The sequence below is a fragment of the Escherichia sp. KTE96 genome, from assembly GCF_000408525.1.
In the GTDB taxonomy this organism is placed as follows: Bacteria; Pseudomonadota; Gammaproteobacteria; order Enterobacterales; family Enterobacteriaceae; genus Escherichia; species Escherichia marmotae.
In genome coordinates this window covers 448,498-473,579 of sequence record NZ_KE137147.1, presented here as the reverse complement: position 1 = coordinate 473,579, position 25,082 = coordinate 448,498, and the positions used below count along the sequence as shown (strand labels likewise).

General features: G+C 50.0%; 25 protein-coding genes. 13 read left to right on the top strand and 12 right to left on the bottom strand.

What is annotated here, in order from left to right:
- The first annotated feature begins 42 nt into the window (after positions 1-42).
- Together ribB and yqiD are read left to right on the top strand one after the other, a co-directional pair.
- Entirely contained in the window at positions 43-696 is a 654-nt protein-coding gene (gene ribB / locus A1WG_RS15995; protein ID WP_001076995.1) for a 3,4-dihydroxy-2-butanone-4-phosphate synthase, read from the top strand.
- Between the two features lie 262 nt (positions 697-958).
- Positions 959-1,129 (top strand): protein YqiD, encoded by a 171-nt coding sequence (yqiD, locus tag A1WG_RS25260; RefSeq protein ID WP_000469265.1) that lies wholly within the window; start codon positions 959-961, stop codon positions 1,127-1,129.
- Positions 1,130-1,186: 57 nt separating this feature from the next.
- Here the strand turns inward: yqiD and zupT are convergent, their stop codons facing one another.
- Positions 1,187-1,960, bottom strand: a complete 774-nt coding sequence (gene zupT / locus A1WG_RS16005) for a zinc transporter ZupT (protein WP_000115865.1) — start codon at positions 1,958-1,960, stop codon at positions 1,187-1,189.
- A 142-nt stretch (positions 1,961-2,102) separates the two neighbouring features.
- Between zupT and ygiD the strand changes: the two genes are divergently transcribed.
- Positions 2,103-2,891 carry a 4,5-DOPA-extradiol-dioxygenase gene (gene ygiD, locus A1WG_RS16010; RefSeq protein WP_010378843.1) on the top strand — a complete coding sequence of 263 codons (789 nt, stop codon included), beginning with the start codon at positions 2,103-2,105 and terminating at the stop codon, positions 2,889-2,891.
- A gap of 48 nt (positions 2,892-2,939) precedes the next feature.
- Here the strand turns inward: ygiD and dsbI are convergent, their stop codons facing one another.
- From dsbI to tolC, 6 genes are all read right to left on the bottom strand, one after another.
- Entirely contained in the window at positions 2,940-3,611 is a 672-nt protein-coding gene (gene dsbI, locus A1WG_RS16015; RefSeq protein ID WP_016242547.1) for a protein-disulfide oxidoreductase DsbI, read from the bottom strand.
- A gap of 14 nt (positions 3,612-3,625) precedes the next feature.
- Positions 3,626-4,294 carry a thiol:disulfide interchange protein DsbA/DsbL gene (locus tag A1WG_RS16020; RefSeq protein WP_000040026.1) on the bottom strand — a complete coding sequence of 223 codons (669 nt, stop codon included), beginning with the start codon at positions 4,292-4,294 and terminating at the stop codon, positions 3,626-3,628.
- A 17-nt stretch (positions 4,295-4,311) separates the two neighbouring features.
- Positions 4,312-6,108 carry an aryl-sulfate sulfotransferase gene (locus tag A1WG_RS16025; protein ID WP_001517112.1) on the bottom strand — a complete coding sequence of 599 codons (1,797 nt, stop codon included), beginning with the start codon at positions 6,106-6,108 and terminating at the stop codon, positions 4,312-4,314.
- A 484-nt stretch (positions 6,109-6,592) separates the two neighbouring features.
- Entirely contained in the window at positions 6,593-7,753 is a 1,161-nt protein-coding gene (locus A1WG_RS16030) for a glutathionylspermidine synthase family protein (RefSeq protein ID WP_000442874.1), read from the bottom strand.
- A 5-nt stretch (positions 7,754-7,758) separates the two neighbouring features.
- Entirely contained in the window at positions 7,759-8,430 is a 672-nt protein-coding gene (locus tag A1WG_RS16035) for a DUF1190 family protein (protein ID WP_000831543.1), read from the bottom strand.
- A 147-nt stretch (positions 8,431-8,577) separates the two neighbouring features.
- Positions 8,578-10,059, bottom strand: a complete 1,482-nt coding sequence (gene tolC / locus A1WG_RS16040) for an outer membrane channel protein TolC (protein WP_000735302.1) — start codon at positions 10,057-10,059, stop codon at positions 8,578-8,580.
- A 204-nt stretch (positions 10,060-10,263) separates the two neighbouring features.
- Between tolC and nudF the strand changes: the two genes are divergently transcribed.
- The 5 genes from nudF to parE are packed head-to-tail and all read left to right on the top strand — an operon-like array spanning position 10,264 to position 14,670.
- Entirely contained in the window at positions 10,264-10,893 is a 630-nt protein-coding gene (gene nudF / locus A1WG_RS16045; protein WP_000917113.1) for an ADP-ribose diphosphatase, read from the top strand.
- The gene (locus tag A1WG_RS16050) at positions 10,894-11,316 is read left to right on the top strand and encodes a DUF1249 family protein (protein ID WP_000833390.1); all 423 of its coding nucleotides are present in this window, start codon (positions 10,894-10,896) and stop codon (positions 11,314-11,316) included.
- Positions 11,317-11,340: 24 nt separating this feature from the next.
- Positions 11,341-12,168, top strand: a complete 828-nt coding sequence (cpdA, locus tag A1WG_RS16055) for a 3',5'-cyclic-AMP phosphodiesterase (protein WP_000444754.1) — start codon at positions 11,341-11,343, stop codon at positions 12,166-12,168.
- Entirely contained in the window at positions 12,168-12,749 is a 582-nt protein-coding gene (yqiA, locus tag A1WG_RS16060; protein ID WP_000105733.1) for an esterase YqiA, read from the top strand. Before cpdA ends, yqiA begins: the two co-directional genes overlap by 1 nt.
- Before the next feature lie 28 nt (positions 12,750-12,777).
- A complete protein-coding gene (gene parE, locus A1WG_RS16065; protein WP_000195279.1) occupies positions 12,778-14,670 on the top strand; it encodes a DNA topoisomerase IV subunit B in 1,893 nt (630 codons plus the stop codon).
- Between the two features lie 55 nt (positions 14,671-14,725).
- Here the strand turns inward: parE and A1WG_RS16070 are convergent, their stop codons facing one another.
- Positions 14,726-16,867 carry a TonB-dependent siderophore receptor gene (locus tag A1WG_RS16070; RefSeq protein ID WP_001051713.1) on the bottom strand — a complete coding sequence of 714 codons (2,142 nt, stop codon included), beginning with the start codon at positions 16,865-16,867 and terminating at the stop codon, positions 14,726-14,728.
- Positions 16,868-17,240: 373 nt separating this feature from the next.
- Here A1WG_RS16070 and A1WG_RS16075 point away from each other — a divergent pair, with 373 nt between their 5' ends.
- Genes A1WG_RS16075 through A1WG_RS16095 form a run of 5 tightly spaced genes read left to right on the top strand, consistent with a single transcriptional unit; the run spans position 17,241 to position 21,918 of the window.
- Entirely contained in the window at positions 17,241-18,050 is an 810-nt protein-coding gene (locus A1WG_RS16075; protein ID WP_000940884.1) for an ABC transporter ATP-binding protein, read from the top strand.
- Positions 18,047-19,030 carry a FecCD family ABC transporter permease gene (locus tag A1WG_RS16080; RefSeq protein WP_001517111.1) on the top strand — a complete coding sequence of 328 codons (984 nt, stop codon included), beginning with the start codon at positions 18,047-18,049 and terminating at the stop codon, positions 19,028-19,030. Before A1WG_RS16075 ends, A1WG_RS16080 begins: the two co-directional genes overlap by 4 nt.
- Positions 19,031-19,038: 8 nt before the next feature.
- Positions 19,039-20,076 (top strand): FecCD family ABC transporter permease, encoded by a 1,038-nt coding sequence (locus A1WG_RS16085; protein WP_032141510.1) that lies wholly within the window; start codon positions 19,039-19,041, stop codon positions 20,074-20,076.
- 10 nt (positions 20,077-20,086) lie between these two features.
- Positions 20,087-21,034: an iron-siderophore ABC transporter substrate-binding protein gene (locus tag A1WG_RS16090; protein ID WP_001517110.1), complete on the top strand. Its 948-nt coding sequence runs from the start codon at positions 20,087-20,089 to the stop codon at positions 21,032-21,034.
- Complete coding sequence (locus tag A1WG_RS16095) at positions 21,031-21,918, top strand: MurR/RpiR family transcriptional regulator (RefSeq protein ID WP_001517109.1); 888 nt, start codon at positions 21,031-21,033, stop codon at positions 21,916-21,918. The genes A1WG_RS16090 and A1WG_RS16095 overlap by 4 nt, the downstream gene beginning before the upstream one ends.
- Before the next feature lie 44 nt (positions 21,919-21,962).
- On the opposite strand, the gene A1WG_RS16100 is transcribed toward A1WG_RS16095, so the two are convergent.
- The 4 genes from A1WG_RS16100 to qseB all read right to left on the bottom strand — a co-directional run bounded on the left by A1WG_RS16100 (position 21,963) and on the right by qseB (position 25,004).
- On the bottom strand, positions 21,963-22,277 hold the full coding sequence (locus A1WG_RS16100; protein WP_000633738.1) for a putative quinol monooxygenase: 315 nt from the start codon (positions 22,275-22,277) through the stop codon (positions 21,963-21,965).
- Positions 22,278-22,307: 30 nt separating this feature from the next.
- Positions 22,308-22,889, bottom strand: coding sequence for an NADPH:quinone oxidoreductase MdaB (mdaB, locus tag A1WG_RS16105; protein ID WP_000065441.1), 582 nt, complete (start codon positions 22,887-22,889; stop codon positions 22,308-22,310).
- Positions 22,890-22,998: 109 nt separating this feature from the next.
- Positions 22,999-24,348 (bottom strand): quorum sensing histidine kinase QseC, encoded by a 1,350-nt coding sequence (gene qseC / locus A1WG_RS16110; RefSeq protein WP_000673336.1) that lies wholly within the window; start codon positions 24,346-24,348, stop codon positions 22,999-23,001.
- The gene (gene qseB, locus A1WG_RS16115) at positions 24,345-25,004 is read right to left on the bottom strand and encodes a quorum sensing response regulator transcription factor QseB (protein ID WP_001517108.1); all 660 of its coding nucleotides are present in this window, start codon (positions 25,002-25,004) and stop codon (positions 24,345-24,347) included. Before qseB ends, qseC begins: the two co-directional genes overlap by 4 nt.
- Between the last annotated feature and the right edge of the window lie 78 nt (positions 25,005-25,082).

Below are 25,082 nucleotides of genomic sequence, written 5' to 3'. Positions count from 1 at the left end.
CCCTGATTCTGGTAACCATAATTTTAGTGAGGTTTTTTTACCATGAATCAGACGCTACTTTCCTCTTTTGGTACGCCTTTCGAACGTGTTGAAAATGCACTGGCTGCGCTGCGTGAAGGACGCGGTGTAATGGTGCTTGATGACGAAGACCGTGAAAACGAAGGCGATATGATCTTCCCGGCAGAAACCATGACCGTTGAGCAGATGGCGCTGACCATCCGCCACGGTAGCGGTATTGTGTGCCTGTGCATTACCGAGGATCGCCGTAAACAACTTGATCTGCCAATGATGGTAGAAAATAACACCAGTGCCTATGGCACCGGTTTTACCGTAACCATTGAAGCTGCTGAAGGTGTGACTACCGGTGTTTCTGCTGCTGATCGTATTACGACCGTTCGTGCCGCCATTGCCGATGATGCGAAACCCTCTGACCTCAATCGTCCGGGTCACGTATTTCCATTGCGTGCACAGGCGGGTGGTGTACTGACTCGCGGTGGTCATACTGAAGCGACTATCGATCTGGTGACGCTGGCAGGCTTTAAACCAGCAGGTGTGCTGTGTGAATTGACTAATGATGATGGCACTATGGCGCGTGCGCCAGAATGCATTGAATTTGCCAATAAACACAATATGGCGCTGGTCACCATTGAAGATTTGGTGGCGTATCGGCAGGCGCATGAGCGTAAAGCTAGCTGAAAACGGCTGCTTAAACTGGCGCGATAATCAAAGAAACCGAAGCGGTAGCAGGCTTCGGTTTTATTTTGTCTTCACCTGACGGAATGTAAATATCCCCTCTTTTTCTATGAAAAAATTTCACTGATATCAGCCAACCTTTTTCATTATGATCAAAATCATATATTTGTTCCGTTATTATGCGACCATATGAATATATCCGAAAAGGGTATGTGAAATTTATGCGCCAAATGTTTAGTATTGTTAAATATTAAGGGTAAAAAGGATGTTTATCGCCTGGTACTGGATTGTATTGATTGCGCTGGTTGTAGTGGGTTATTTCCTGCATTTGAAACGTTATTGTCGGGCTTTTCGCCAGGATAGAGACGCACTGCTGGAAGCGCGAAACAAATACTTAAACAGTACGAGAGAAGAGACGGCCGAAAAGCTAGAATAGGGCTTTATGGGAGCCAGCAGATGTTGTCCATGTACAGGACAACATCTGAAATTGTTTTTAGCCAATTCCTGCCGTTTGTAGCAGCACTAAACTGAATCCCATCACTGACATTCCGCATAGCACGCCATAGCTCGGGTTATTATTGGGGTCTATCTCTTTCGCTAACGGCATTAATTCGTCAACAGAGAGCGCCACCATAATCCCAGCCACCGCCGCCATAATTGCCGCCATAACGACGGGTGAAATCATGCTGCCGAGGATCAACCACGCCAGAATGCCGCCGAGTATTTCCGCCAGCCCAGAAATTCCCGCCCACAGAATCGCTGTTCGTTTTGACCCCGTAGCTGCATAAACAGGACCCGCCACTGCCAGACCTTCAGGAATATTGTGTAATGCAACGGCCAGCGCGATGCCAAAGCCCAGTTCCAGATTGCTGCTTGCCGTTACAAAGGTAGCGATACCTTCCGGGAAGTTATGCAGACTGATGCCAAGAGTGAGCAGAATGGCAGTACGCTTGATCGATTTTGGTAACGGTTGCACCGATTTTTGCATTAAATCCTGCGGATGCGCATGCGGTAACATACGGTCCAGACCAAAATAGCCCAGCAGACCAAAGATAAACATCCCATAGCCCAGAACAGGGGACATCCCTTCAGCGGCTAATGCGGCAGGTAGCATCTCCATCAATGAGATAAGCAACATGATCCCCGCTGCAAATCCTAGCGAAAACGCCAGTAGCCGGTTCGAGGGTTTTTGCCCGAGAACGCCGAGAAACGCGCCAATAAACGTGGCTGCCCCCGCCAGTATGGTCAGAATGAGAGGTACTGACATCGACTACTCCTTATAAATCTTCACCTTCAGGCGGATCTTCAAAATAACTGATGATGATCATCATTGTTATCCGGGTTCTTACTCCGCCGAACAAGCGTATTGTGAGGATATCAAAATGACACCTTTAGTTAAGGATATCATCATGTCTTCAACACGTATGCCAGCATTGTTTTTAGGTCACGGTAGCCCGATGAACGTGCTGGAAGATAATCTATATACCCGTAGCTGGTACAAGTTGGGGATGACGTTACCGCGCCCGAAAGCGATTGTTGTGGTTTCGGCTCACTGGTTTACCCGGGGAACAGGAGTTACTGCGATGGAAGCGCCGCCCACTATTCATGACTTTGGTGGCTTTCCGCAGGCGCTTTACGACACTCATTACCCGGCTCCAGGATCGCCAGTATTGGCGCAACGTCTGGTTGAATTGTTAGCGCCAGTCCCTGTCACGTTGGATCAAGAAGCCTGGGGTTTTGATCACGGTTCGTGGGGCGTGCTGATTAAGATGTATCCGCAAGCTGATATTCCGATGGTGCAGTTGAGTATCGATAGTACTAAACCCATCGCCTGGCATTTCGAAATGGGGCGTAAACTGGCGGCGCTGCGCGATGAAGGAATAATGTTAGTCGCCAGCGGCAACGTGGTGCATAACCTTCGCACAGTAAAATGGCATGGCGACAGCTCACCGTATCCGTGGGCGATGTCGTTCAATGAGTATGTGAAAGCGAATTTAACGTGGCAAGGGCCAGTGGAACAGCATCCTCTGGTGAACTACCTGGACCATGAGGGCGGGGCGTTATCGAACCCAACACCGGAACACTATCTACCGCTTTTGTATATTTTAGGCGCATGGGATGGGCAAGAGGCAATTACCATTCCAGTCGATGGCATAGAAATGGGGAGTTTAAGTATGCTATCGGTGCAGGTAGGTTAATAGATGAAGAAAACCGAAGCCAAATTGTTGGCTTCGGTTTGCATTACCTTACTTTCTCAGCAGGTTAAGTCCCCACGCACCGCTCATCACCAGTAGCAGCAACAAACAGAGACCAAAAGCCAACATACAGGCCTGTGCCATGTTCATAAAGTGCCACGGAGGTAGCAGATACCAACCTTCAGATTGCTGATACATCTCCACAAACCACTGCTGCATACTGCTCAGTGTGACGCCATCAGAAACGATTGGCGCATCATAGCCGCAATCCCCGGTAGGCTTGAACCAGTTTGGAGCCCATTGTGCCAGCGGCAGATTAAAGGGAAAAGTGGGATCGGTCGAGCAACCCTGTACGCCAAACAGTGAATCGGGATCCGGGTTATGCACTGCATGATGGATATCGTTCAGTTTGAGCGAAAACTTCAGTCCCATAATGCTGCCGTAAAAGGCCATCACACAGCCAATCAACTTAAGGACGATATTCTTCGGATTAATCGCCGCAACCAATCCACCAATAACCATCACAAACATGGCGTAGCGAATGTAAACACACTGCTCACAGGGTGCCATGTAGAGATAGATCTGGAAGAAAGAGTGCGCCAGGATAATCAGCGCGCCCATCGCAACAGCCATTAACAACCATAAAAAGCGTTGTTCCTGCCATCTTACCAGCGTGTTCACCGGTGAAGTGCTAAGGTCTTTCCACATTCCCTTAATACCCATAGCCTGTTTCCCTGTTATTTGCTTGCTAACTCACGGATAAGGTCTGCCATAGCGTCGATAGATTTAATGCTCTTGGTATAGATCAAGTATTTACCATTGACGACATAGGCCGGAACGCCCTGAATTTTGGCTACGTCATAGGCCGCTTTCCATTTTTCCAGTGTTTCCTGTACCGCAGGCTCTTTCAGTGCGGCGTCAAAATCCGCCTGGCTCATACCTGCGGCATCCAGACCGGTTTTGATAAAAGCAGCCGGATCTTTACCGTCAGACCAGCGTTCTTTTTTGTCGTGATAAGCCGCGTAGTAAGCAAACTTGGCTTTCTTAAACTGCGAGTTAGCATCAAATAAAGAAATGCCGGCCGCTTTATCTTTATTAATCAATACTGCAAAGACTTCGCTTGCCTGCTTACCGTATTCACCTTTGGTTTCCAGATGGAATGGGGTAAAAGCGACGACATCCTTCACTTTCTCCGATACCGGGCCGGTAACTGCTTTGTCATATTTGTAGCAGAACGGGCAGGCATAGCTGAAAACCTTGATCAGCGTTTTGTCGGCGTTCGGAATGGGTTTTTCCAGAACCATATAATCCGTGCCTTCGGTGAAGGCGGAAGCAGTAAATGAAACCGCCAGGGTAGCGGTAAGTAGCACGCTTTTAAGCAGTGATGAGATCCCTAATTTCGACATTTTTATTCCCTTCTTAATTATTTAAACATCTGTTTTGGATGGACTAACAGCGCGCGATAGTGAGTTTGGTTGGGTTTATCAGACAGCACGTCGATTTCCACTTTCACTTCTTTGGTTTTGTAGTCGATTTCGTTCAACTTACCGACGGTAGGCTGACCGACGTCGAACAGATGAATGGAACCGCCGAAGCCGAACATGGTGTTACGGTCGGCCTGATATTCGATGATGGAGGTGATTGGGCTATAGAAATCGTAACCGCGTTCTTTACCGTATTCCCAAACTTGCTGAACAGTACCTTTCTTCTCATCAATCTTATATTCCACGAAGCGTGAATATTTCATGGTCGGTAAGGCGGGCTGTTCCAGATGGCGACCGTCGCCATTATCAAAGATAGTGAGCGTACCTTTGCTGGAGATCCATGCGGTATGTTGGGTGTAGGTGAAGTCGAAATCCGAGTTTTCACATAAGCCATTTTCGTTACAGGCGATAGGTTTACCATTGGCATCCACAGGTTTCAGCAGTTTGCTGGCCAGCGGTTTTTCCCAGCCTTTGGATGGTGCAAGGATCCATTTCACTTGCTTATCACGACCAATCTTCACTACGCCCTGATGACGAGAGGAGAGAATAATTGAGTCATCTTTGGCGTCATATGCGATGGAGTTAACGTGCGCCCAGTTACGGCCTGGTCCTACACCCAGAGCGTCACCGAACGGTGTATCCGGTTCCAGTTTTGCCTGCTGACCCGCGTGGGCCAGATCAACGTTAACGCAAACTGCGCCGGCATCCAGTGCGCCAAGCAGAGCATCACGTTTCGGATCAAGGATCTTTGTCAGATCCCATACATCGACAACGCGACCCGATTTATCGACTTCAAGAATGTGATCACGAATGGTCGTGACGTGTATGCCATCATCGCGACGGTAGTTGCTCTTGCCTACGCGCAGCAGTACCGTGCCGTTAGGCGTCTCAATGGATTCATGGGTAGCGTCAGCGAATCCACGCGGCAGTTTGTGATCTTCCAGCACCTGGCCCATCATGTCGAACTCATACCAGTGCTGGCCTTGTACTGCGGTAAAGGTGCCACGCGGTGTTTCGCGGATACCCATCAGATAACCACGTTTGTTGATGTTGCGGTCACGGCCATCATAGAAGGTGTCTTGATCCAGCCACCAGCGATATTCACCTTCGGTATCGACAATGAAGGTAAAGGGGGCGATATCAAAAGGCAGTGCACCGGTTGCCGGGCCTGCATCGAGGATACCGGCATTTTTATCTTTTTCGCCGTGCCAGTGGAGATCGGAACCTTGTGCGGTAAAGGTATGGGTATTAACCAGATAGAGGCGGTCTTCAAAACCGGGGGCGACTTTAACAACTTTGGTCTGCTGTAGATCGGAGATGGAGCGGTTATCCATGTAATTGTTGACGATGGCTGAAGTCTGCACCACGTAGTCATCTTTCATGGCTTTGCCGTTTTCTTTCCATTCAACGGTCACTTTGTTTGCAAATTTCTGATAAAGACCAAAAATCGGTATGCCATCATAAGTTTTTAGTGACTCCTGACCCACGGGATAGCTGATTTCAACGCCTTTTTCGCCCTTACCGTGGACGGTAACTTTGACGTCTGAAATGACGTGACTGTCTAAATTAACCACAGCGGTCAGAGGTGCATTACCGTAGGGATCAACGATGACAGCACCGAGTTGCCCGGCTGGTGGCGCTGGTTTAAAACCCGCAGCCATCACGCCAGTTGCAGATAAACCCAGAGCTAATGCCACAGTTCCGGCTACCAGTGTTTTTCTGTATTTATCAAACATGGATATATCTCCTTATATAACGCAAATATATAATAATGATGAATATCGACTGTTGAGATAGGACTAATAAATTCATTTTATGAATGAAGATGCAGGTTAAATAAATAGTGAGAATGTTTTTGTTGTTTTTTAATATATTGTCATTCTCTGAAATGAATATTTATCTTTAATGGATAGTAGGGTGGCGATATATCAATAACAATATTCAATATTGTGTAGTGTGATCTCTGCGGCATTGTTTTTTTTATTATTAAATCAAATTTTAATGTGATAAAAACAAAATATTTAAGGAATATCAGTGACTTGTATTGTGATTTCTTTACTTGTTTTAATTACAAAACCGTCTGTATATGACGATTTAACATTAGATTGATTATTAATGTTAAATAAAATGTAGAGATGTATGTGGTTATATATTGATTGGAGTTATGAATTGCGGATTAATAATGAATTGCCCCGGTTATCGGGGCAATTTTAAGCAGTATTATTCAACAAAAATATGGGGGTAGAAGCGAGACATATCCTGGGTGATCAATGCACGGTCTTCACGAATGCCAATTCCGGCAGGTTGATCGTTCACCAGCCAGCTTCCAATCAGCATATAGCTGTCGCCAAATTTCGGCAGCGGATGGAATTGCTGAACAATCATTCCTTCTTCGCCATACGGGCCTTCCGCCGCTTCAATGGTTTTACCGTTCTCAATGATCGACACGTTTGCACCTTCACGTGAGAAGATCGGCTTAACCACATATTTTTCCATTTGCGGATGATCATCTTCCGCAAAATAAGCGGGCAACAGGTTCGGGTGATTCGGGAACATCTCCCACAGCAGTGGCAGAAGCGCCTTGTTGGAGATAATGCTCTTCCACGCCGGTTCCAGCCAGCGTACGCCAGCATCTTCCAGCTTGGTAGAGAACATTTCGCGCAGCATAAATTCCCACGGATATAGTTTGAACAGGTTAGCGATGACCTGATCCTGTAAATCCGTGAACTGACCTTTTTCACCTAAACCGATATCGTCGATATACAGAAACTCGGTAGCGATTTCAGCTTCGGTCGCGCAGTCCTGCAAATACTGAATAGTGCCGCGATCTTCCACCGTGTCGCGACAGCAGGTGAGATGCAGCAACTGAAAGCCATACTGTTCACGTAGCTCGGCAAAGCGATCAATCAGCTTTTCTTGCAGGCTATTAAACTGATCGCTGCCTTCCGGCAGGTTGCCAGCGTTAAGCTGATCTTCCAGCCAGAGCCACTGAAAGAACGCTGCTTCATACAGTGATGTTGGCGTATCAGCGTTATTTTCCAGTAACTTAGGTTCGCCTGTACCGTCCCACGCCAGATCAAGACGTGAATAAAGCGACGGCTGGTGGGTCAGCCATGACTGACGTACAAAGCTCCAGGTATGCTTTGGAATGCGGAATTTGGTCATCAGCTCATCGCTGGCGATCACTTTTTCCACCACTTTCAGGCACATCTGGTGCAGTTCGGCGGTAACTTCTTCCAGTTTTTCAACCTGGGCGAGGGTCAACTTGTAGTAGGCATCTTCACACCAGTACGGCTCGCCGTACATGGTGTGAAAATTGAAACCGTATTCGTGGGCTTTTTCGCGCCAGTCCGGGCGCTCGGTAATACTGACTCTTTCCATCGGTATTAACCACCCATTGAACGAGAAGAGGTGCCGGTTGCGCTACGCTGCATGGTGCTTTGTTTGGCAACAGACTCGCCAAAGCCGCCGCGGGTAACGGTGGTGGTGGTCGCTGGTTTTGGTGCCATTGCTGTTTTCGGTACGGTCATGGTGCGGCCTGGCTGGGCTGCGCCATAGTTTTTACCGGTTGCGTCGGTATATTTACCGTAAGCCGGGCTGGCAGGGTTCTTTGAGGAGAACAGCGGTTGCTGTGCAAAACCCGCTCCGCCGCCCATCAGACGACCCATCATGTAACCTGCCATTAGCGGCATCCAGAAGCTTCCGCTGGATTGCTGGGCCTGCGCCTGGTTTTCTGGTGCCATGCCTGCCTGGGCAGGTGCCTGCTGGCATTGACCTTCGCCAAATTCGGCAACACAGTCTTCACGGGTGGCGTATTTCGGCGCGGTACGTTCGGCTTCTTTCAGCGCATTGTTGTACGCGGTGGTGCATTCTGCGCTTTTGCCTGGGTTTGCGGCTGAACAATCATCAGCGTTCTGATACAGAGACACGGTCTCATCACTCTTTTCACAGCCCGCCAGCATAAAAACAGTGGCAACAGCAAGAGCGACAGGTGTCAGATGGCGTGCGCTCCAGTTTTTGCGGAACGATGCGTGGCGTATGGATTTTGTCCGTTTCATTTTTGTCTTCCGGGACCAGTGGTAAATACCCATCAGAATAGAGGATGGCTGGTCGAAATTGAAGCGAGAAGGGGGAAGAATGCGGCAGATAACCCATATCTTTACGTTGCCTTACGTTCAGACGGGGCCGAAGCCCCGTCGTTGTCATCAGTTACGGAAAGGGTTATGACCGTTACTGGTGGAAGTGCGTGCGGATACCTGCTGAACGGCTGGTGCCGGGCTATCAGGTGCATAACCATCAGCGATAGCATTTTGTTCCGGCGTTTGCGGCGCGACGTTTTCCGGGTTAGTGGAAACCGGTTTGCTCAGCGCATTGTTCAATGCCAGCAGGTCCTGCTCGTTCAACGTACCCAGAGCTGATTTAATATTCAACTGGTTAATCAGGTAGTTATAACGTGCATTCGCCAGTTCTTGCTTGGCGTTGTACAGCGTCGTGGTGGCGTCCAATACATCAACAATGGTACGCGTACCGACCGAGTAACCAGCTTCCATCGCGTCTAATGAGCTTTGGGCGGAAATAACGGCTTGTTTGTAAGCGTTAATGCTACTGATAGATGCATTAATGTTGTTGAAGGAGGAACGCACGGTTTGCACGACGCTACGGTGTGCGCTTTCCAGTTGCTCGCTGGCACCCACGAAGTTGTACTGCGCCTGTTTCACCTGCGAGTTAACCATTCCGCCCTGATAAATCGGCAGCGAGAAGCTCAGGCCCACTTTGTTCTGGCCCATATTGCTGTCGTCATACTGGCCTGCGGTCGCACCACGGGTTTTCGAACCACTGTAGGAGGTGTCAGAAATTCCGGTAGAGGCCGTTAAATCCAGAGTCGGTAAGTGACCATCCTGCGCCTGGCGAATTTGCTCGCGTGCCAGGTCCTGGCTCAAACGTGCCTGTAACAGCGACAGGTTACGCTTTTCAGCTTCTTTCAGCAGAGTGTTCACCGGCTGTGGTTTGTCGGTTTTAAAGTTTTCAACATTCAGCGCCGCCAGTTCCGGGTAGTAATTACCAGTGATCTGACGCAGTTGCTCAACGGCATTGTCGAGATTGTTACGTGCGGTCACTTCGTTTGCCAGCACGGTATCGTACTGTGCGCGGGCGTTCTGCACGTCGGTGATCGCCACCAGACCCACGTTAAAACGTTGGGTGGTTTGATCTAACTGACGGTAGATCGCTTCTTTTTGCGCCTGGGTATAGGAAAGAACGTCAATCGCATTCAACACGTTGAAATAAGCGGTCGCGGTGTTGAGGATCAGAGTTTGTTGATCGGTCTGGTAAGTGACGTCCTGAATTCCGGCCGCTTTTTCCTGCAAGGTCAGCGCACGCCATTTCGACATATCGAAAATGGACTGGGTCAACTGCAGGGACGCACTGGTCGCGTTAGAGTTGATGCCGTTCGCGTCGCGATAGCCGTTGCTGTAGGTGTAATCTGCACCTAAACCCAGCTGTGGCAGTAATGGACTGCGCGCTTCATTAATTTTTTCAAAGGCAGCATCACGATCGGCGGCAGACTTACGCAATTCCGGGTTACTAAGGCGTGCTTGCTGATAAACTTGCATCAGGTTCTCGGCCTGGCTCAACGTACTGAACCCAGAAAGGCTCAGGCCGATAAGAATGGGGAGCAATTTCTTCATTTGCATTCCTTGTGGTGAAGCAGTATTTAGCGCGATCAAACTGTAAAATTATTGCGGATTCTAGCAGAAGCCGCTACCGCAAAAGGTTGGCGTTACGTGCCATAGGGCATTAATGTGCCTCAATTTAACACATGACCGCTCAAACGGCAGTCAAACGTCGCTGAAATTCACATTTAATTCACTATTAGTGTCAGGACATTAACAATGCTTAAGCCAGACAACCTGCCCGTTACATTTGGCAAAAACGATGTAGAAATTATTGCACGAGAAACACTTTATCGCGGCTTTTTTTCATTAGATCTTTATAGATTTCGTCATCGTCTATTCAACGGGCAAATGAGTCATGAGGTCCGGCGGGAAATTTTTGAGCGCGGGCACGCCGCAGTCTTGCTACCCTTTGACCCAGTACGCGATGAAGTTGTGCTGATTGAGCAGATTCGGATTGCCGCCTATGACACCAGCGAAACGCCCTGGTTATTGGAAATGGTTGCCGGGATGATCGAAGAAGGTGAAAGCGTAGAAGATGTCGCCCGTCGCGAAGCGATTGAAGAGGCGGGACTGATAGTCAAACGGATCAAACCGGTGTTAAGTTTTCTGGCAAGCCCGGGCGGCACCAGTGAGCGTTCGTCAATTATGGTGGGCGAAGTGGACGCCACGACCGCAAGCGGTATTCACGGTCTGGCTGATGAAAACGAAGATATTCGCGTTCATGTGGTAAGCCGGGAACAGGCATACCGGTGGGTAGAAGAGGGGAAAATCGACAACGCAGCGTCGGTCATCGCTTTGCAATGGCTGCAACTGCATCATCAAGCGTTAAAAAATGAGTGGGCATAAATGAAGCGTTACACACCTGACTTTCCTGAAATGATGCGCCTGTGCGAGATGAACTTTTCACAATTGCGCCGTTTGTTGCCGCGCAATGACGCACCCGGCGAAACTGTAAGCTATCAGGTGGCAAACGCACAATATCGGTTAACGATTGTGGAATCGACCCGATACACTACCCTGGTGACAATTGAACAGATTGCACCTGCAATCAGTTACTGGAGCCTTCCGTCAATGACGGTGCGTCTGTATCATGACGCGATGGTGGCTGAAGTGTGTTCAAGTCAGCAGATTTTTCGCTTTAAAGCGCGGTATGATTATCCTAATAAAAAGTTGCATCAACGCGACGAAAAGCATCAAATTAATCAGTTTTTAGCGGACTGGTTGCGATACTGTTTAGCACATGGAGCGATGGCGATTCCGGTTTATTAGCGTCGTGAAACCTAAGGACACCATTTGGAAAGCCTGTTAACCCTTCCTCTGGCTGGTGAGGCCAGAGTCAGGATTTTACAAATTACCGACACTCACCTGTTTGCACAAAAGCACGAAGCCCTGCTGGGGGTAAACACCTGGGAGAGCTATCAGGCGGTGCTGGAGGCGATTCGCCCACACCAGCACGAATTCGACCTGATTGTCGCGACAGGTGATTTGGCACAGGATCAATCCTCTGCGGCCTATCAGCACTTTGCAGAAGGCATCGCAAGCTTTCGTGCGCCCTGCGTCTGGCTGCCGGGTAACCATGATTTCCAGCCTGCGATGTACAGCGCATTACAGGATGCGGGCATCTCCCCGGCGAAGCGTGTGTTTATTGGTGAGCAATGGCAAATCCTGATGCTGGATAGCCAGGTGTTTGGCGTACCGCACGGCGAGTTGAGCGAGTTTCAGCTTGATTGGCTGGAACGTAAACTGGCCGATGCGCCAGAACGTCATACTTTGCTGCTGCTGCACCATCATCCGTTGCCTGCGGGTTGTAGCTGGCTTGACCAGCACAGTCTGCGTAACGCGGGTGAACTGGATAACGTGCTGGTGAAGTTTCCGCACGTCAAATATCTGTTGTGCGGACATATCCATCAGGAACTCGATCTCGACTGGAATGGTCGCCGCCTGCTGGCAACGCCGTCAACCTGTGTGCAGTTTAAACCACACTGTTCCAACTTTACGCTGGACACTATTGCCCCTGGCTGGCGTACGCTGGAACTCCATGCCGATGGCACTCTGACTACCGAAGTGCACCGCCTGGCGGACACTCGTTTCCAACCAGATACCGCTTCAGAAGGCTACTGATGTCAACGCTTCTTTATTTGCATGGATTCAACAGTTCGCCGCGTTCAGCGAAAGCGAGCTTGTTGAAAAACTGGCTGGCGGAGCATCACCCTGACGTTGAGATGATTATTCCGCAGTTGCCGCCGTATCCTTCCGATGCGGCAGAACTGCTGGAATCCATTGTGCTGGAACATGGTGGTGATTCGCTGGGTATCGTTGGTTCGTCACTTGGGGGTTATTACGCTACCTGGTTGTCGCAATGTTTTATGCTGCCAGCGGTAGTGGTAAACCCGGCTGTGCGCCCGTTTGAACTGCTGACGGACTATCTCGGCCAGAACGAGAACCCCTACACCGGGCAGCAATATGTGCTAGAGTCACGCCATATTTACGATCTCAAAGTCATGCAGATTGACCCACTGGAAGCACCGGATCTTATCTGGCTGCTGCAACAGACGGGAGATGAAGTGCTGGATTACCGCCAGGCGGTGGCGTACTACGCCTCCTGCCGCCAGACTGTAATAGAAGGCGGCAACCACGCATTCACGGGCTTCGAAGATTATTTCAACCCGATCGTCGATTTTCTTGGTCTGCACCATCTCTGACGATCAACTCGAATTGCTAACTTAAACCATGACGCAAACTTATAACGCTGATGCCATTGAGGTACTCACCGGGCTTGAGCCGGTTCGCCGCCGCCCGGGGATGTATACCGATACCACTCGCCCAAACCATTTGGGGCAAGAAGTTATTGATAACAGTGTCGATGAAGCACTGGCCGGTCACGCAAAACGCGTGGACGTTATTTTACATGCTGACCAGTCGCTGGAGGTCATTGACGATGGCCGTGGAATGCCGGTGGATATTCACCCGGAAGAAGGTGTTCCGGCGGTAGAATTGATCCTCTGCCGTCTGCACGCGGGTGGTAAGTTCTCCAATAAAAACTATCAGTTCTCCGGCGGCCTGCACGGCGTGGGGATTTCGGTGGTTAACGCCCTGTCAAAGCGCGTAGAAGTCAACGTGCGCCGCGATGGCCAGATTTATAACATCGCGTTTGAAAATGGCGAAAAAGTACAGGATTTGCAGGTTGTCGGCACTTGCGGTAAACGCAATACCGGCACCAGCGTACATTTCTGGCCGGATGAAACCTTCTTTGACAGCCCGCGTTTTTCTGTTTCGCGCCTTACGCATGTGCTGAAAGCCAAAGCGGTACTGTGCCCCGGCGTTGAGATCACTTTTAAAGATGAGATCAACAATACCGAACAACGCTGGTGCTATCAGGACGGTCTGAATGATTACCTCGCGGAAGCGGTAAATGGCTTGCCGACGCTGCCGGAAAAACCGTTTATCGGTAATTTTTCTGGCGATACCGAAGCGGTGGACTGGGCGCTCTTGTGGCTGCCGGAAGGTGGCGAACTGCTGACCGAAAGCTACGTCAACCTGATCCCAACGATGCAGGGCGGGACGCACGTTAACGGTCTGCGTCAGGGCCTGCTGGACGCGATGCGCGAGTTCTGTGAATACCGCAACATTCTGCCGCGCGGCGTGAAACTGTCAGCGGAAGATATCTGGGATCGCTGCGCATATGTGCTGTCAGTAAAAATGCAGGATCCGCAGTTTGCCGGGCAGACCAAAGAACGTCTCTCTTCGCGTCAATGTGCGGCATTCGTTTCTGGCGTGGTGAAAGATGCGTTCACCCTGTGGTTGAACCAGAACGTCCAGGCTGCTGAATTGCTGGCGGAGATGGCGATTTCCAGCGCCCAGCGTCGTATGCGTGCGGCGAAGAAAGTGGTACGTAAAAAGCTGACCAGTGGCCCGGCGTTGCCTGGCAAACTGGCTGACTGTACCGCGCAGGATCTCAATCGTACCGAACTGTTCCTCGTGGAAGGTGACTCCGCAGGTGGATCAGCCAAGCAGGCGCGCGATCGTGAATATCAGGCGATCATGCCGTTGAAAGGTAAGATCCTTAACACCTGGGAGGTCTCTTCTGATGAAGTGTTGGCCTCGCAGGAAGTGCATGATATTTCTGTGGCGATCGGTATTGATCCTGACAGCGCCGACCTTAGCCAGTTGCGTTATGGCAAGATCTGTATCCTGGCGGATGCGGACTCCGATGGCCTGCACATTGCTACGTTGCTTTGCGCACTGTTTGTAAAGCACTTCCGCACGCTGGTGAAACACGGCCACGTTTACGTTGCTCTGCCACCGCTCTACCGCATTGACCTCGGGAAAGAGGTTTATTACGCGCTGACGGAAGAAGAAAAAGAGGGCGTGCTTGAGCAGTTAAAACGCAAAAAAGGCAAGCCTAACGTCCAGCGTTTTAAAGGTCTGGGCGAAATGAATCCGATGCAATTGCGCGAAACCACGCTTGATCCGAATACTCGCCGTCTGGTGCAGTTAACCATTGATGATGAAGACGATCAGCGTACTGACGCGATGATGGACATGCTGCTGGCGAAGAAACGCTCGGAAGACCGCCGTAACTGGTTGCAAGAGAAAGGTGATATGGCGGAGATTGAGGTCTGATAATTCCCGCCAGGAGAATAAAATATAGCCCGGTAAACATACCGGGCTTTTTTTATCAAAATTCCATTTTCACCGTGAATTGCACTTCACGCGGATCGCCAATCTGATTACCCAGATTATTTGTGGCTATGGAAGAGGTGTAATACGTTTTATCAAACAGGTTTTTGACGTTTAATTGCAGAGTGACCGGATACTGCAATTTCATTTTATATGCGGCGAAGGCATCGGCAACGAAATAGCCCGGCAGATAGTAGTCAGCCCCATTGGTTGCTGAACGACGGCTTACGCCATGTCCGCCACCGCCAAACGTCAGCGTGTTATTGCCAGGCATATTATGAATGTCATAGGTCAGGAATAGCGAACCGGTATGACGAGGAACATTCGGCAATGGTTTTCCTGCATAATCAGGATCTTCCAGAACCTTAGCATCGGTATAGCCGTAGCTGGCAATAATATTAATATTTTCAGTTAATGCTCCCGCAAGGTCGACTTCTACCCCTCTTGAACGAACGCGGCCTGCCGTTTTGGCGATGGTTTCGTCACCAATACTTTCGGTATACAACACGTTGCGTTTATGGATATCAAACAGCGCAATATCTGCGGTTATACCATCGAACAGCTCGAATTTTGCCCCGACTTCGTAAGCATTAGATGATTCCGGGGGAAGATCGCCAATGTAGCTGGCAATTGACGATTGCGGCATAAATGTTTGCGAATAATTGGCAAATAAGGATACCGATGGCGTCAGTTTGTAGACCAACCCCAGTTTGGGAGTCCATTGCTCATCGCGGCTGTCAGTATTGACATTAAAAGGACGGCCTTTACCCGCATACTGCGTGTAATACTGATAGCGGATCCCGGCGACGGCAATCCAGTTATCGGTCAGATAGAGTGCGTCCTGAGCATAAGCTGAGTAGCTCTCCTGTTTGATCGTCTGATCACTGTCCGATGCCGAGACCGTTGTACATTTGCTGGTATTGCCATAAACAGGGTTGTATATATTGAAATCTTTAGCGTTTTTACAGCGAATCATATCTGTGCGCAGAAGATCATAATATTCATATGACACCCCGCCCAGAATCTCATTATAGAATCCAGCGATATCGACATTCCCTTGCAGATCCGCACGAGTAGAATGCATGCGCTGAGTAGAGCCCTGAGTTGCATCAACACGCCGTGTCAGCGTTCCTGTTGTTGCATCATACGCGGTAACGCGAGCTTGATTATCGCTGTATTTATCCTGGCTGTAGCTGTAATCAAAGCGCGCAGTCCACTGGCTATTGAGATGATATTCTGCGTTGAGTTGCGCCAGATCGGACTGACCATCTGTAATATTAAACGGTTCGTCGAAACGTATTTTTCGATCAACGTTTACGGGCTGTTTCGTCGTAAGATCGAAAATTGTTCCGCGATCGAATGGCGTTTTATAGTCCCGATGTGAATAGAGCATGGTTACTGTTGCATTATCACCAAACCAGGTGAGTGATGGGGCAATAAATGTACTGCGCTCTTTACCGAAGTTCCGCCAGTAGTCTTCATCCTGCACTTCCCCCGTCAGGCGGTAGGCCAGTTGAGTGCCTTCAATGGGACCTGTGATATCAAGTTGCCCTGTACCACCACCAAAACTGGAGGACGTGGCTGAGACAGAACCATGGAACGTTTTTTCCGGGCGCTTTGTCACGACGTTAATCAGCCCACCAGGATCGAGAATGCCATACAGCGTGGAGGCCGGGCCTTTTAGCACTTCCACACGTTCTGTTGCGGCGTTGAAACTGCGAGGAAGTACGGTTCGCAGGCCGTTGGTCATGATGGAGCCATCCCGGTTTGCACCAAACCCACGACGTACAAAAGCGTCCTGAGTCCCGCCTAATGTATTGGTTTGCACCACGTTACTGACGTTATAAAGCGCCTCATCCAGCGTCGTCGCATGCTGATTTTCCAGAACTTGATCGCTAACCGTATTGACCACCTGCGGAATATCCAGCATCGGCATATCGGTTAATGTCGCCGTGGAGGTGCTCAGAGGCTGATAACCGTCGGTCGCCTCAGTTGCGGTATTCGCATCCGCGGTAACCGTGATGGTTTCGCCATCTTTGGTCGTTACAGTGTCTGTTGCATGAATCATCGGTGCCGCAAAGAGCAGTGAAAAGAGCGCCCGACCTTTGACTCCTGAGAATGAAGGTGTGAACTTAGCCATTTAGTCTTTTATCCCAAAAACTCGCGGATTGTCGCGAGTGAAAATTGTTTCTTGTTGCTCACTAAGCACTATCCGTTTGTTATTTCGCCATCGGATATGTAATTGAGAATCATTCAATCATGCAATAATGTAGTAGTAAATGAGAAATAACGAAAAAATGCTACAGGTGTTTTCACGATGATTTAATGCAGGTTGATTGTTTTTAACTCATTAATATTTAATGTTTTAATTTTTATTTTCAAAAAGATTTTACCTGTTATTTACCTTGTTTTTGTGTGGCTTTTAACTTCTTGACTACTACATTTTGTGGCGTCAAACTCTCAAAGGAGAATGAGTTTTATTTTTGTTTGTCTTTGATTAAGTTGGCGTACACGTGGCACATAACGCAAAAGGGCAGGGGCTGATCCTCGACAATGTTTCTGCCGGGTATCACAAGAACATCATTGTTGATGGTGTTTCTTTCTCCGTTCCCACAGAGAAAATGACCGTTCTGGTTGGGGCAAACGGCTGTGGAAAGTCGACGTTGCTCAGTACCATTGCGCGTATATTGCAACCCATGGGCGGCTCGATATTGCTTGATGGCAAAGCGATTCACGAGCAACCAACGAAAGCGTTATCCCGCAGACTTGGGATCTTACCGCAGTCGCCATTATTGCCGGAGGGCTTAACCGTTTATGAACTGGTGTCGCGCGGGCGCTTTCCCTGGCAGAATTTTATACGTCAATGGAGCGACGCTGACGAGCAGGCGGTAGAAGAGGCCCTGAAATTAACCGGTACGCAGGAGTTTGCGCATTTACCTGTTGAAAAACTCTCTGGTGGGCAGCGCCAGCGGTGCTGGATTGCGATGGTGTTGGCGCAAAAGACGCCTTATATCCTGCTGGATGAACCAACAACCTGGCTTGATTTACGTTATCAGGTTGAAATTCTTGAGTTATTACATGACTTAACGCGTCATCACGGGCGTACAGTCGTCGTGGTGTTGCATGATCTGAATTTTGCCGTCAATTATGGCGATACGTTGATATTTTTACGCCAGGGGAAAGTGGTGCGTGTGTTGAATGAGGGGGAGCATTGCACGCCTGAGCTGGTGAAAGCTGTCTTTGACGTTGATGTTCACGCATCAATAAATCCTCTGACGGGAAAACCGTTTTTCATGCCGTTTCGTGGTGTAGAAAAAGTATGATGCGCACGGGGCTGGTTACTGTTTTTTTCCTCACCTTACTGCTGGTGGGATGCGTTGTATATCCTGGGATTGGTGCCCGATTTATTGCACCACAAACGGTGTTGCAGGCATTTTTCCATTTTGAACCGCAAAACTTCGATCACAACGTGATTATAAGACTCCGTTTGCCGCGTTTGGCGGCAGCATTGCTTACTGGTGCTTCTCTTGGTGTTGCTGGTGCTTTGTTGCAGGCTGTCATTCGTAACCCATTGGGGGAGCCACATATTTTAGGCTTAAATGCCGGAGCCGCCCTAGCTGTCGTTGCCGCCAGTGCACTAGGACTGGCATTTCCTGTTGGGCGTCCATTGCTGGCATCAGCGGGAGGCGCGGTACTGTTCCTGCTGATATTGCTGCTCTCTTCCGCAGGACGTTCAGGGTTAACGCCAATGAAAGTTACCTTATGCGGCGTGGCGCTATCGGCGTTCGTTTCCTCAATAACGGCTGCAATCCTGATTCTTGACGAACAAACGTTGTTGGCGATGCGGACATGGTTAGCGGGTGATTTAGCGGGGTTGGATTGGGCGACGCTTGGTACGTCCGCCTGGTTTTCTCTGGGGGGATTTGTATTAGCTCTTTATCTTGCGCCCTCTCTTAACATGTTGGCACTGGGCGATCGCATGGCGCAGGGCCTGGGCGTCTCGGTACTACGCACGCGAACATTCACTCTGATTGCGATCGCGTTGCTCTGTGGCGCGGCCGTATCGATTGCTGGCCCGATTGGTTTTGTCGGCTTGCTCGTACCGCAGATTGTCCGGCGTCTGGTATCAACGGATCTGCGCGTTCTGCTACCTCTTTCAGCTTGTGTCGGTGCCTTACTGCTATTACTGGCAGATATTATTGCCAGGACGCTTTTCACGCCCCATGAGCTGGCGACAGGTGTCATGACGGCATTAGTTGGTGCACCTGTTTTTGTCATTATGGCGACGAGGATGTTCAAATGAGCCGGATAATGAACGTTGGGTTACGCCCGCTACGTGTTGGTGAGTTTTCGACACTGGTACGCCCTAAAAATCTGGTGTTGCTTGGTGGACTGTCTCTGTTTGCTGTTGGAATACTGATATTCGGTCTGATGCATGGTTCTTTTTCTGTCCCGGCATCGGAAGTCGGACGAGCGTTGTTCTCTCCAGAAAATGTGAACACAGACACACGTTATATTGTGCAGGATATTCGCTTGCCGAGAGTCATCATGGCGTTGCTATGCGGAGCCATGTTAGGTATGGCGGGAGCCGCAATGCAGTCTATTGCTCGTAACAGCCTTGCGGATCCCGGTCTTATCGGGGTCAAGGAAGGATGTAGCGTGGCAGTGCTGTGGCTGATTTTCCAGTTTCCAATGCTGGGGATGTTCTGGCGTCCAGTGGCTGGCCTCGCTGGCGGCTTATTCGTTGCGTTAGTGGTGATTTTCTGTGCACGCGATATTTCCCGCCCGCGATTTGTTTTGATCGGCATTGGCGTTTCCTGGTTTTTCGCCGCGGGGATCGGTGTATTTATGACCACAGCAGATGTTCGTGACGTACAAACTGCATTGATGTGGTTATCGGGAAGCCTACATGCAGCCAACTGGATGTTAGTCGGTATTTCAGCCTGTTGGATGTTGCCAGCCGCTCTTTTATTGCTGTTCACAGCCCGGACTGCGGATATCGCTCTGCTTGGTCATCAGGTTGCAACCGGATTAGGCGTGAACAGTTCTCGTCTGGCGTTGTTGCGTGTAGCCGCGCCAATAATCCTGACAGCCGTCTGCGTTTCTTGCGTTGGCAACATCGGCTTTGTCGGGCTGATAGCACCTCATATATCACGTTTTATTCTGCGTGGTGGACAGACGACATTACTGCTGGGGAGCGCCGTATCGGGGGCGTTGTTAGTCATTCTGGCGGATAGCATTGGTCGTTTGGCTTTTTTGCCTTTGCAACTCCCTGCAGGAATCGTTATCTCACTGATTGGTGGACCATTCTTTCTGCTACTTCTCTGGCAACGCAGGAACAGTTTTTAACGGGAGTTATATGCGTTTATTTTTTTCTCTGCTGATACTGTTGTCATTTTTTGCTCGTGCAACAGAGCCTGTTCAGGTGTTTACCGATGATTTAGGGCGCAAAGTCACAGTGCCTGCACATCCAAAGAGAATCGTTTCTTTACACGATCTTGATATCACCATTCCTCTGATTGAACTCGGTGTACCTCCTGTCGCCAGCCACGGGCGTACACGGCCTGACGGTAGCCATTTCATTCGATCAGGTGCGTTACTGACAGGTGTTGATTTCGATAATTCATCGATCGCCTTCATTGGAACAGCCGATATTGATATTGAAGCGATTGTGGCGGCAAAGCCGGACCTGATCATCACAGAACCGACCCGTAATACGCCCATTGAACAACTGGAGAAAATTGCGCCCACGGTGAGCATTGATCATCTCAAAGGGGGCGCGCCAGAAATCTACCGCAAGTTGGCCGAACTTACAGGAACACAGGCGCGGCTGGCGATACTTGAACGCCGCTATCAGGCGCAAATCAATGCGCTGAAGGCGACGCTGGACAGTCAAAAAATAACGGTATCGGTGATTCAGGCAAATCAGGGAAAAATTAATGTGATGCATAGCTATCATTCGCTGGGGCGGGTATTACGCGATGCTGGTTTTCGCTTTCCGCCGCTAATTGAGAGCATTCCTGAAGGTGGGCGAATGGATGTGAGCGCGGAGCGTTTGCCTGAACTGGATGCCGATTTTGTTTTTGCAACCTGGCGCGGTGATTCTGGTGGTAAACCTCAGGACGAGCTGGCAGCAATGGAAAAAGTCATGCCGGGATGGTGTCAGTTTCTGACAGCCTGTCGTTCCGGACGTTATGTGTTGATTTCGCGTGAAGAGGCGATTTCTAACTCCTTTGCATCTCTGGGATTGATGGCTGCGCAGATACAATCACAAATTGCGGGGCGACCTTTACCGGAGGCCAAATGATCCAGAAAGACAAAACGCGGGTTGATATTTTTGGGGAGCGTTTTCGTACTCGTGCGAGTCAGTTAACGCCAGGGTTAAGAACCGTCGCCAGCTACATTAATGAGCACCGTGAAGTGGTCCTCGAGCAAACGGCGATGGAAATTGCGGCCACGTTAAACACTTCCGATGCCACAGTAATTCGGGCTATACAGGCTCTGGGGTTTGCCGGGCTGCGCGATCTGAAACGTACTCTGGAACAGTGGCTTGGCCCAGCCCTTAGCTCCAGCGAAAAGATGTCTACGACGGTGAGTAACTTGACGAGCGATGTTAACACCGCAATCGACTTTGTTCTTGAAGGGCATCTGTATACCTGCAATGTCCTGTCAGAGCCTGAAAACCGCCACTCGCTTGCGCAAGCGGTAGCCTTGTTGGTGCAGGCGCGGCAAGTTGCTATTTTTGGCATTGGCGCTTCGGGTATTCTGGCGGATTATACCGCGCGGCTATTCAACCGCATTGGCTTGCCCGCCACGGCGCTAAACCGTACGGGTATTGGCCTTGCCGAGCAATTGATCGCGCTTCAGCGTGGCGATGTGCTGATCATGATGGCGCAAAAATCTGCACACCGGGAAGGGCTGACAACGCTGCGTGAAGCGAAACGGCTGGGGATCCCGGTTATTTTGCTGACAAACGCTCTGGATTCGCGTTTTAGTAAAGACGCCAGTATCGTCATCCACGTTCCGCGCGGGGATGAAAAGGGGAAAACGCCGCTACATGGTACGGTATTGTTGTGCCTGGAAATGATTGTCTGGTCGGTGGCCTCAGCGGTGCCGCAGCGTGCGGTTAAAACCATTAAGCGAATTAACGATTTCCATCGGGGTTTGAAAACGGGAAGAAAGAATGGCTAATCAGGCCTGAGACCGGTAGCAACACCGGCCTCTTTTCAGGAACATCAAAGTCCCGGCTGCAGGATACGAATATTCATCTCCAGCACATCGCCTTTTACGGCTTCGCTATATGCTTTCATGTGCGGGGTTTGCAGATGCGCTTCAAGGTGCGCGATGCTTTCCCACTGCTCAATCATCACAATAGAGTCCGGCGCCATAGACTGGAAACTCACGCCAGCAGCGCAATCCACCATTGGCGCGTAGCCGTGGCAACCTTCTTCCTTCAGAACTGTTGGAACGATTTTAGCAAACTGATCCAATACCGCCTGACGGTGATGTTGGCCAGGGCGAGTACGGATTTCTGCGATTACTGTAATCATGGTTAACTCCTTCTAAAGCCAGAGCTCTAGTTAACCAAAAATTTCCACAAGATGCTTGCGATATTCTTCAGTATAGCGGGGAACATCAGGCATTTTTATCACGTCATTAGCGATAAATGTCGGCAGCGGTTCCATGCCGAGGAATTGGTTTGCTTTATGGAACGGTAGATACACACCGTCAACGCCAACGCCGTGGAAGAACTGATCTTTTTCGGTGAAGGCTTCCATTGGGGCGTTCCAGGTCAGCGAGAGCATATATTTTTTACCCTGTACCAGACCGCCAGAACCGTATTTTTTCGACGGATCTTTGCGGGTACGACCATCGCTGGCATACAGCGTGCCGTGACCTTCGGTGAACACATCATCAATGTATTTTTTCACCGTCCACGGCGCGCCCATCCACCAGCCAGGCATCTGCCAGATCACCACATCAGCCCAGAGAAAGTTTTGTACTTCGGCTTTGACATCGTAGTCGCTCTCAGCGCGAACGATGCGGACATCATGCCCGAGGTCGCGCAGCGTGCCATCCGCGACTTCGGTCAGGGTGTCGTTCAGTTGACCATTGGAGTGGGCGAATTTTTTCGCACCGTTGATAATCAGAATGTTGCTCATTTTTTATCCTCAAGGAGAGACGTTTACCGACAATAGTACGTCACAGAGCGGTGCGGTGAAATTAGCAAAATGTGCAAAGTCTTTTGCGAATTTTGCAAAAGTCTCACTACTACCAGCTCACTTTCGCCTCAAATCCACCTTGTTTCGCATTCCCAAACACAACATTCATGCCATGCAATTTTGCGATCCGCTGGACAATCGACAACCCCAGTCCGCTACCGGTTGCGGTTTGTCCTGGTGGGCGGTAGAAACGTTCGCCAATTCGCGCCAGCGCCTCTGGCGTCACGCCGGGGCCGTTGTCTCTTACGGTGAAATTATCTGCATTCAGAGTGACATCCACTACGCTGCCCTGTGGACTGTAGCGTACTGCGTTATCCAGCAGATTTCGTACCAGTAGACTTAGCAATAGCGGTTGTCCGGTGCGTTTGATGCCGTGGGCATTGAGCGTCAGCCGTACGTCAATTTTTGCCTGCTGCGCCGTGTGGTAGATATCCATCACCGCCGATTGCAGGAGATCTTCAAGTGGGATCTCCGCGACGTCCTGAAGGTTATCCAGCGAGTCGAGCCGCGATAGTGTGAGCAGTTGATCAACCAGACGGGTGGCGCGATCGATCCCCGAATGTAATTGCGTCAGTGCTTTTTTCCGTGCCTGCGGATCATCGTCAGAAAGCTGTGCGACTTCGGTTTGTACTTTCAGCGCTGTTAACGGGCTACGCAGTTCGTGAGCGGCGTCAGAGGTAAAGCGCCGTTCACGCACCATCATCGCATGTGTACGGTCGAACAGTTGATTCAGCGACTCGACTAGCGGACGCACTTCGCTGGGTACGCCCGCGGCGTTGAGTGGTTTTTCCGAGTCGGGATCGCGCATACGTAGCGCCAGCGCTAGTTTGTTCAGTGGCGAGAGCTCACGACCCAGTAACACCATCATGAAGATTAACATGATGGGTAGCGCAACAAGCCAGGGGATGAGCTGGCCGGTGACGATTGCCAGCGCCATGTCTTCACGGTATTCCCATTCCTGGCCGACAACGATGCGATATTTACCATCAGGTGATGTCATCCAGATAAAGCGCCATTGATCTTTATCACCCACCAGTTGCCCGTCAGCAAAACCTTCACGCTGATAGCTATAGGGAATATCTTCTCCATTATCGCCATCGTTAAGAACCATTCTGCCGTCGCGGGTAAAAATGGCAAATGTCAGGGCATCGTCATCCACATGGCCGTGTTTGAATTTATCCGGCGTTCTTGCCATACGATCTGCCGCATTAATTTCGTTAAGATCGAGCGTACTTAATCGTTTGGCAAACAGCATTAACTGGGTATCGAACAACTCATCGACATTATCAATCGTTTGTTTCCAGGCTACAAAGCTGGAGACAACCCAGGTCAGCGAGGCCAGAATCAAAAAGATCAGCGTCAGCCTGACTCGCAGACTAAGGCGTTGGGTAAATTTCATTTCTCACCTAATGTGTAGCCAATACCGTGAACGGTGCGAATAAAGTCACTGCCGAGTTTGCGTCGCAGATGATGCACATGTACTTCGACGGCATTGCTGGTGACCTCTTCGTCCCAGGTATACAGTTTTTCTTCAATCAGTTTGCGTGGTAGAACACGACCAGCGTTACGCATCAGTAATTCCAGCAGGGCAAATTCTTTTGGCTTGAGTGTTAAGGATTCACCTGCCAGGGTGGCGATCCGTTTGCCCGGGTCGAGCATGACGTTGCCGTGATGTAGCTCGTTGCTGGCCTGGCCGTTGGTTCGGCGCATCAGCGCTTCCAGCCTGGCGGCGACTTCTATCAATGCAAAAGGTTTACACAGATAATCGTCGGCCCCCAGACGCAAACCTTCCACGCGTTCGGCCAGTGCGTCGCGCGCGGTCAGGATCAGTACCGGCTCACGCTGACCTTTATCCCGCCACTCGCGCAAAATATCGCGGCCATCCATTCCCGGTAAGGTGAGATCAAGGATCACCGCGTCATAAGGTGCGCTATAAAGCGCCTCTTTTCCCTGACGACCTTCCGTAAACCAGTCAACACTAAAGCCCATCTTACTAAGACCTGTTTTGATGCCGTCACCAATCAGCATGTCATCTTCTATCAGTAAAATTCGCATCTTTTCATCCCTGCGATAGCTGTATTCGTTGTCAGTAAACCGTGTTGTAACGCGCTCTGTACAGTACTAAATTTTCTT

Excerpts from the sequence above, each read along its gene's own strand:
- A1WG_RS16080 (WP_001517111.1), top strand. The coding sequence starts at position 18,047 with ATGATGCGCACGGGGCTGGTTACTGTTTTTTTCCTCACCTTACTGCTG.
- A1WG_RS16025 (WP_001517112.1), bottom strand. The coding sequence starts at position 6,108 with ATGTTTGATAAATACAGAAAAACACTGGTAGCCGGAACTGTGGCATTA.
- yqiA (WP_000105733.1), top strand. The coding sequence starts at position 12,168 with ATGTCAACGCTTCTTTATTTGCATGGATTCAACAGTTCGCCGCGTTCA.
- mdaB (WP_000065441.1), bottom strand. The coding sequence starts at position 22,889 with ATGAGCAACATTCTGATTATCAACGGTGCGAAAAAATTCGCCCACTCC.
- A1WG_RS16090 (WP_001517110.1), top strand. The coding sequence starts at position 20,087 with ATGCGTTTATTTTTTTCTCTGCTGATACTGTTGTCATTTTTTGCTCGT.
- A1WG_RS16020 (WP_000040026.1), bottom strand. The coding sequence starts at position 4,294 with ATGTCGAAATTAGGGATCTCATCACTGCTTAAAAGCGTGCTACTTACC.
- tolC (WP_000735302.1), bottom strand. The coding sequence starts at position 10,059 with ATGAAGAAATTGCTCCCCATTCTTATCGGCCTGAGCCTTTCTGGGTTC.
- qseC (WP_000673336.1), bottom strand. The coding sequence starts at position 24,348 with ATGAAATTTACCCAACGCCTTAGTCTGCGAGTCAGGCTGACGCTGATC.
- dsbI (WP_016242547.1), bottom strand. The coding sequence starts at position 3,611 with ATGGGTATTAAGGGAATGTGGAAAGACCTTAGCACTTCACCGGTGAAC.
- nudF (WP_000917113.1), top strand. The coding sequence starts at position 10,264 with ATGCTTAAGCCAGACAACCTGCCCGTTACATTTGGCAAAAACGATGTA.
- A1WG_RS16070 (WP_001051713.1), bottom strand. The coding sequence starts at position 16,867 with ATGGCTAAGTTCACACCTTCATTCTCAGGAGTCAAAGGTCGGGCGCTC.
- A1WG_RS16050 (WP_000833390.1), top strand. The coding sequence starts at position 10,894 with ATGAAGCGTTACACACCTGACTTTCCTGAAATGATGCGCCTGTGCGAG.
- A1WG_RS16030 (WP_000442874.1), bottom strand. The coding sequence starts at position 7,753 with ATGGAAAGAGTCAGTATTACCGAGCGCCCGGACTGGCGCGAAAAAGCC.
- A1WG_RS16095 (WP_001517109.1), top strand. The coding sequence starts at position 21,031 with ATGATCCAGAAAGACAAAACGCGGGTTGATATTTTTGGGGAGCGTTTT.
- ribB (WP_001076995.1), top strand. The coding sequence starts at position 43 with ATGAATCAGACGCTACTTTCCTCTTTTGGTACGCCTTTCGAACGTGTT.
- A1WG_RS16085 (WP_032141510.1), top strand. The coding sequence starts at position 19,039 with ATGAACGTTGGGTTACGCCCGCTACGTGTTGGTGAGTTTTCGACACTG.
- parE (WP_000195279.1), top strand. The coding sequence starts at position 12,778 with ATGACGCAAACTTATAACGCTGATGCCATTGAGGTACTCACCGGGCTT.
- yqiD (WP_000469265.1), top strand. The coding sequence starts at position 959 with ATGTTTATCGCCTGGTACTGGATTGTATTGATTGCGCTGGTTGTAGTG.
- zupT (WP_000115865.1), bottom strand. The coding sequence starts at position 1,960 with ATGTCAGTACCTCTCATTCTGACCATACTGGCGGGGGCAGCCACGTTT.
- A1WG_RS16100 (WP_000633738.1), bottom strand. The coding sequence starts at position 22,277 with ATGATTACAGTAATCGCAGAAATCCGTACTCGCCCTGGCCAACATCAC.
- ygiD (WP_010378843.1), top strand. The coding sequence starts at position 2,103 with ATGTCTTCAACACGTATGCCAGCATTGTTTTTAGGTCACGGTAGCCCG.
- A1WG_RS16035 (WP_000831543.1), bottom strand. The coding sequence starts at position 8,430 with ATGAAACGGACAAAATCCATACGCCACGCATCGTTCCGCAAAAACTGG.
- qseB (WP_001517108.1), bottom strand. The coding sequence starts at position 25,004 with ATGCGAATTTTACTGATAGAAGATGACATGCTGATTGGTGACGGCATC.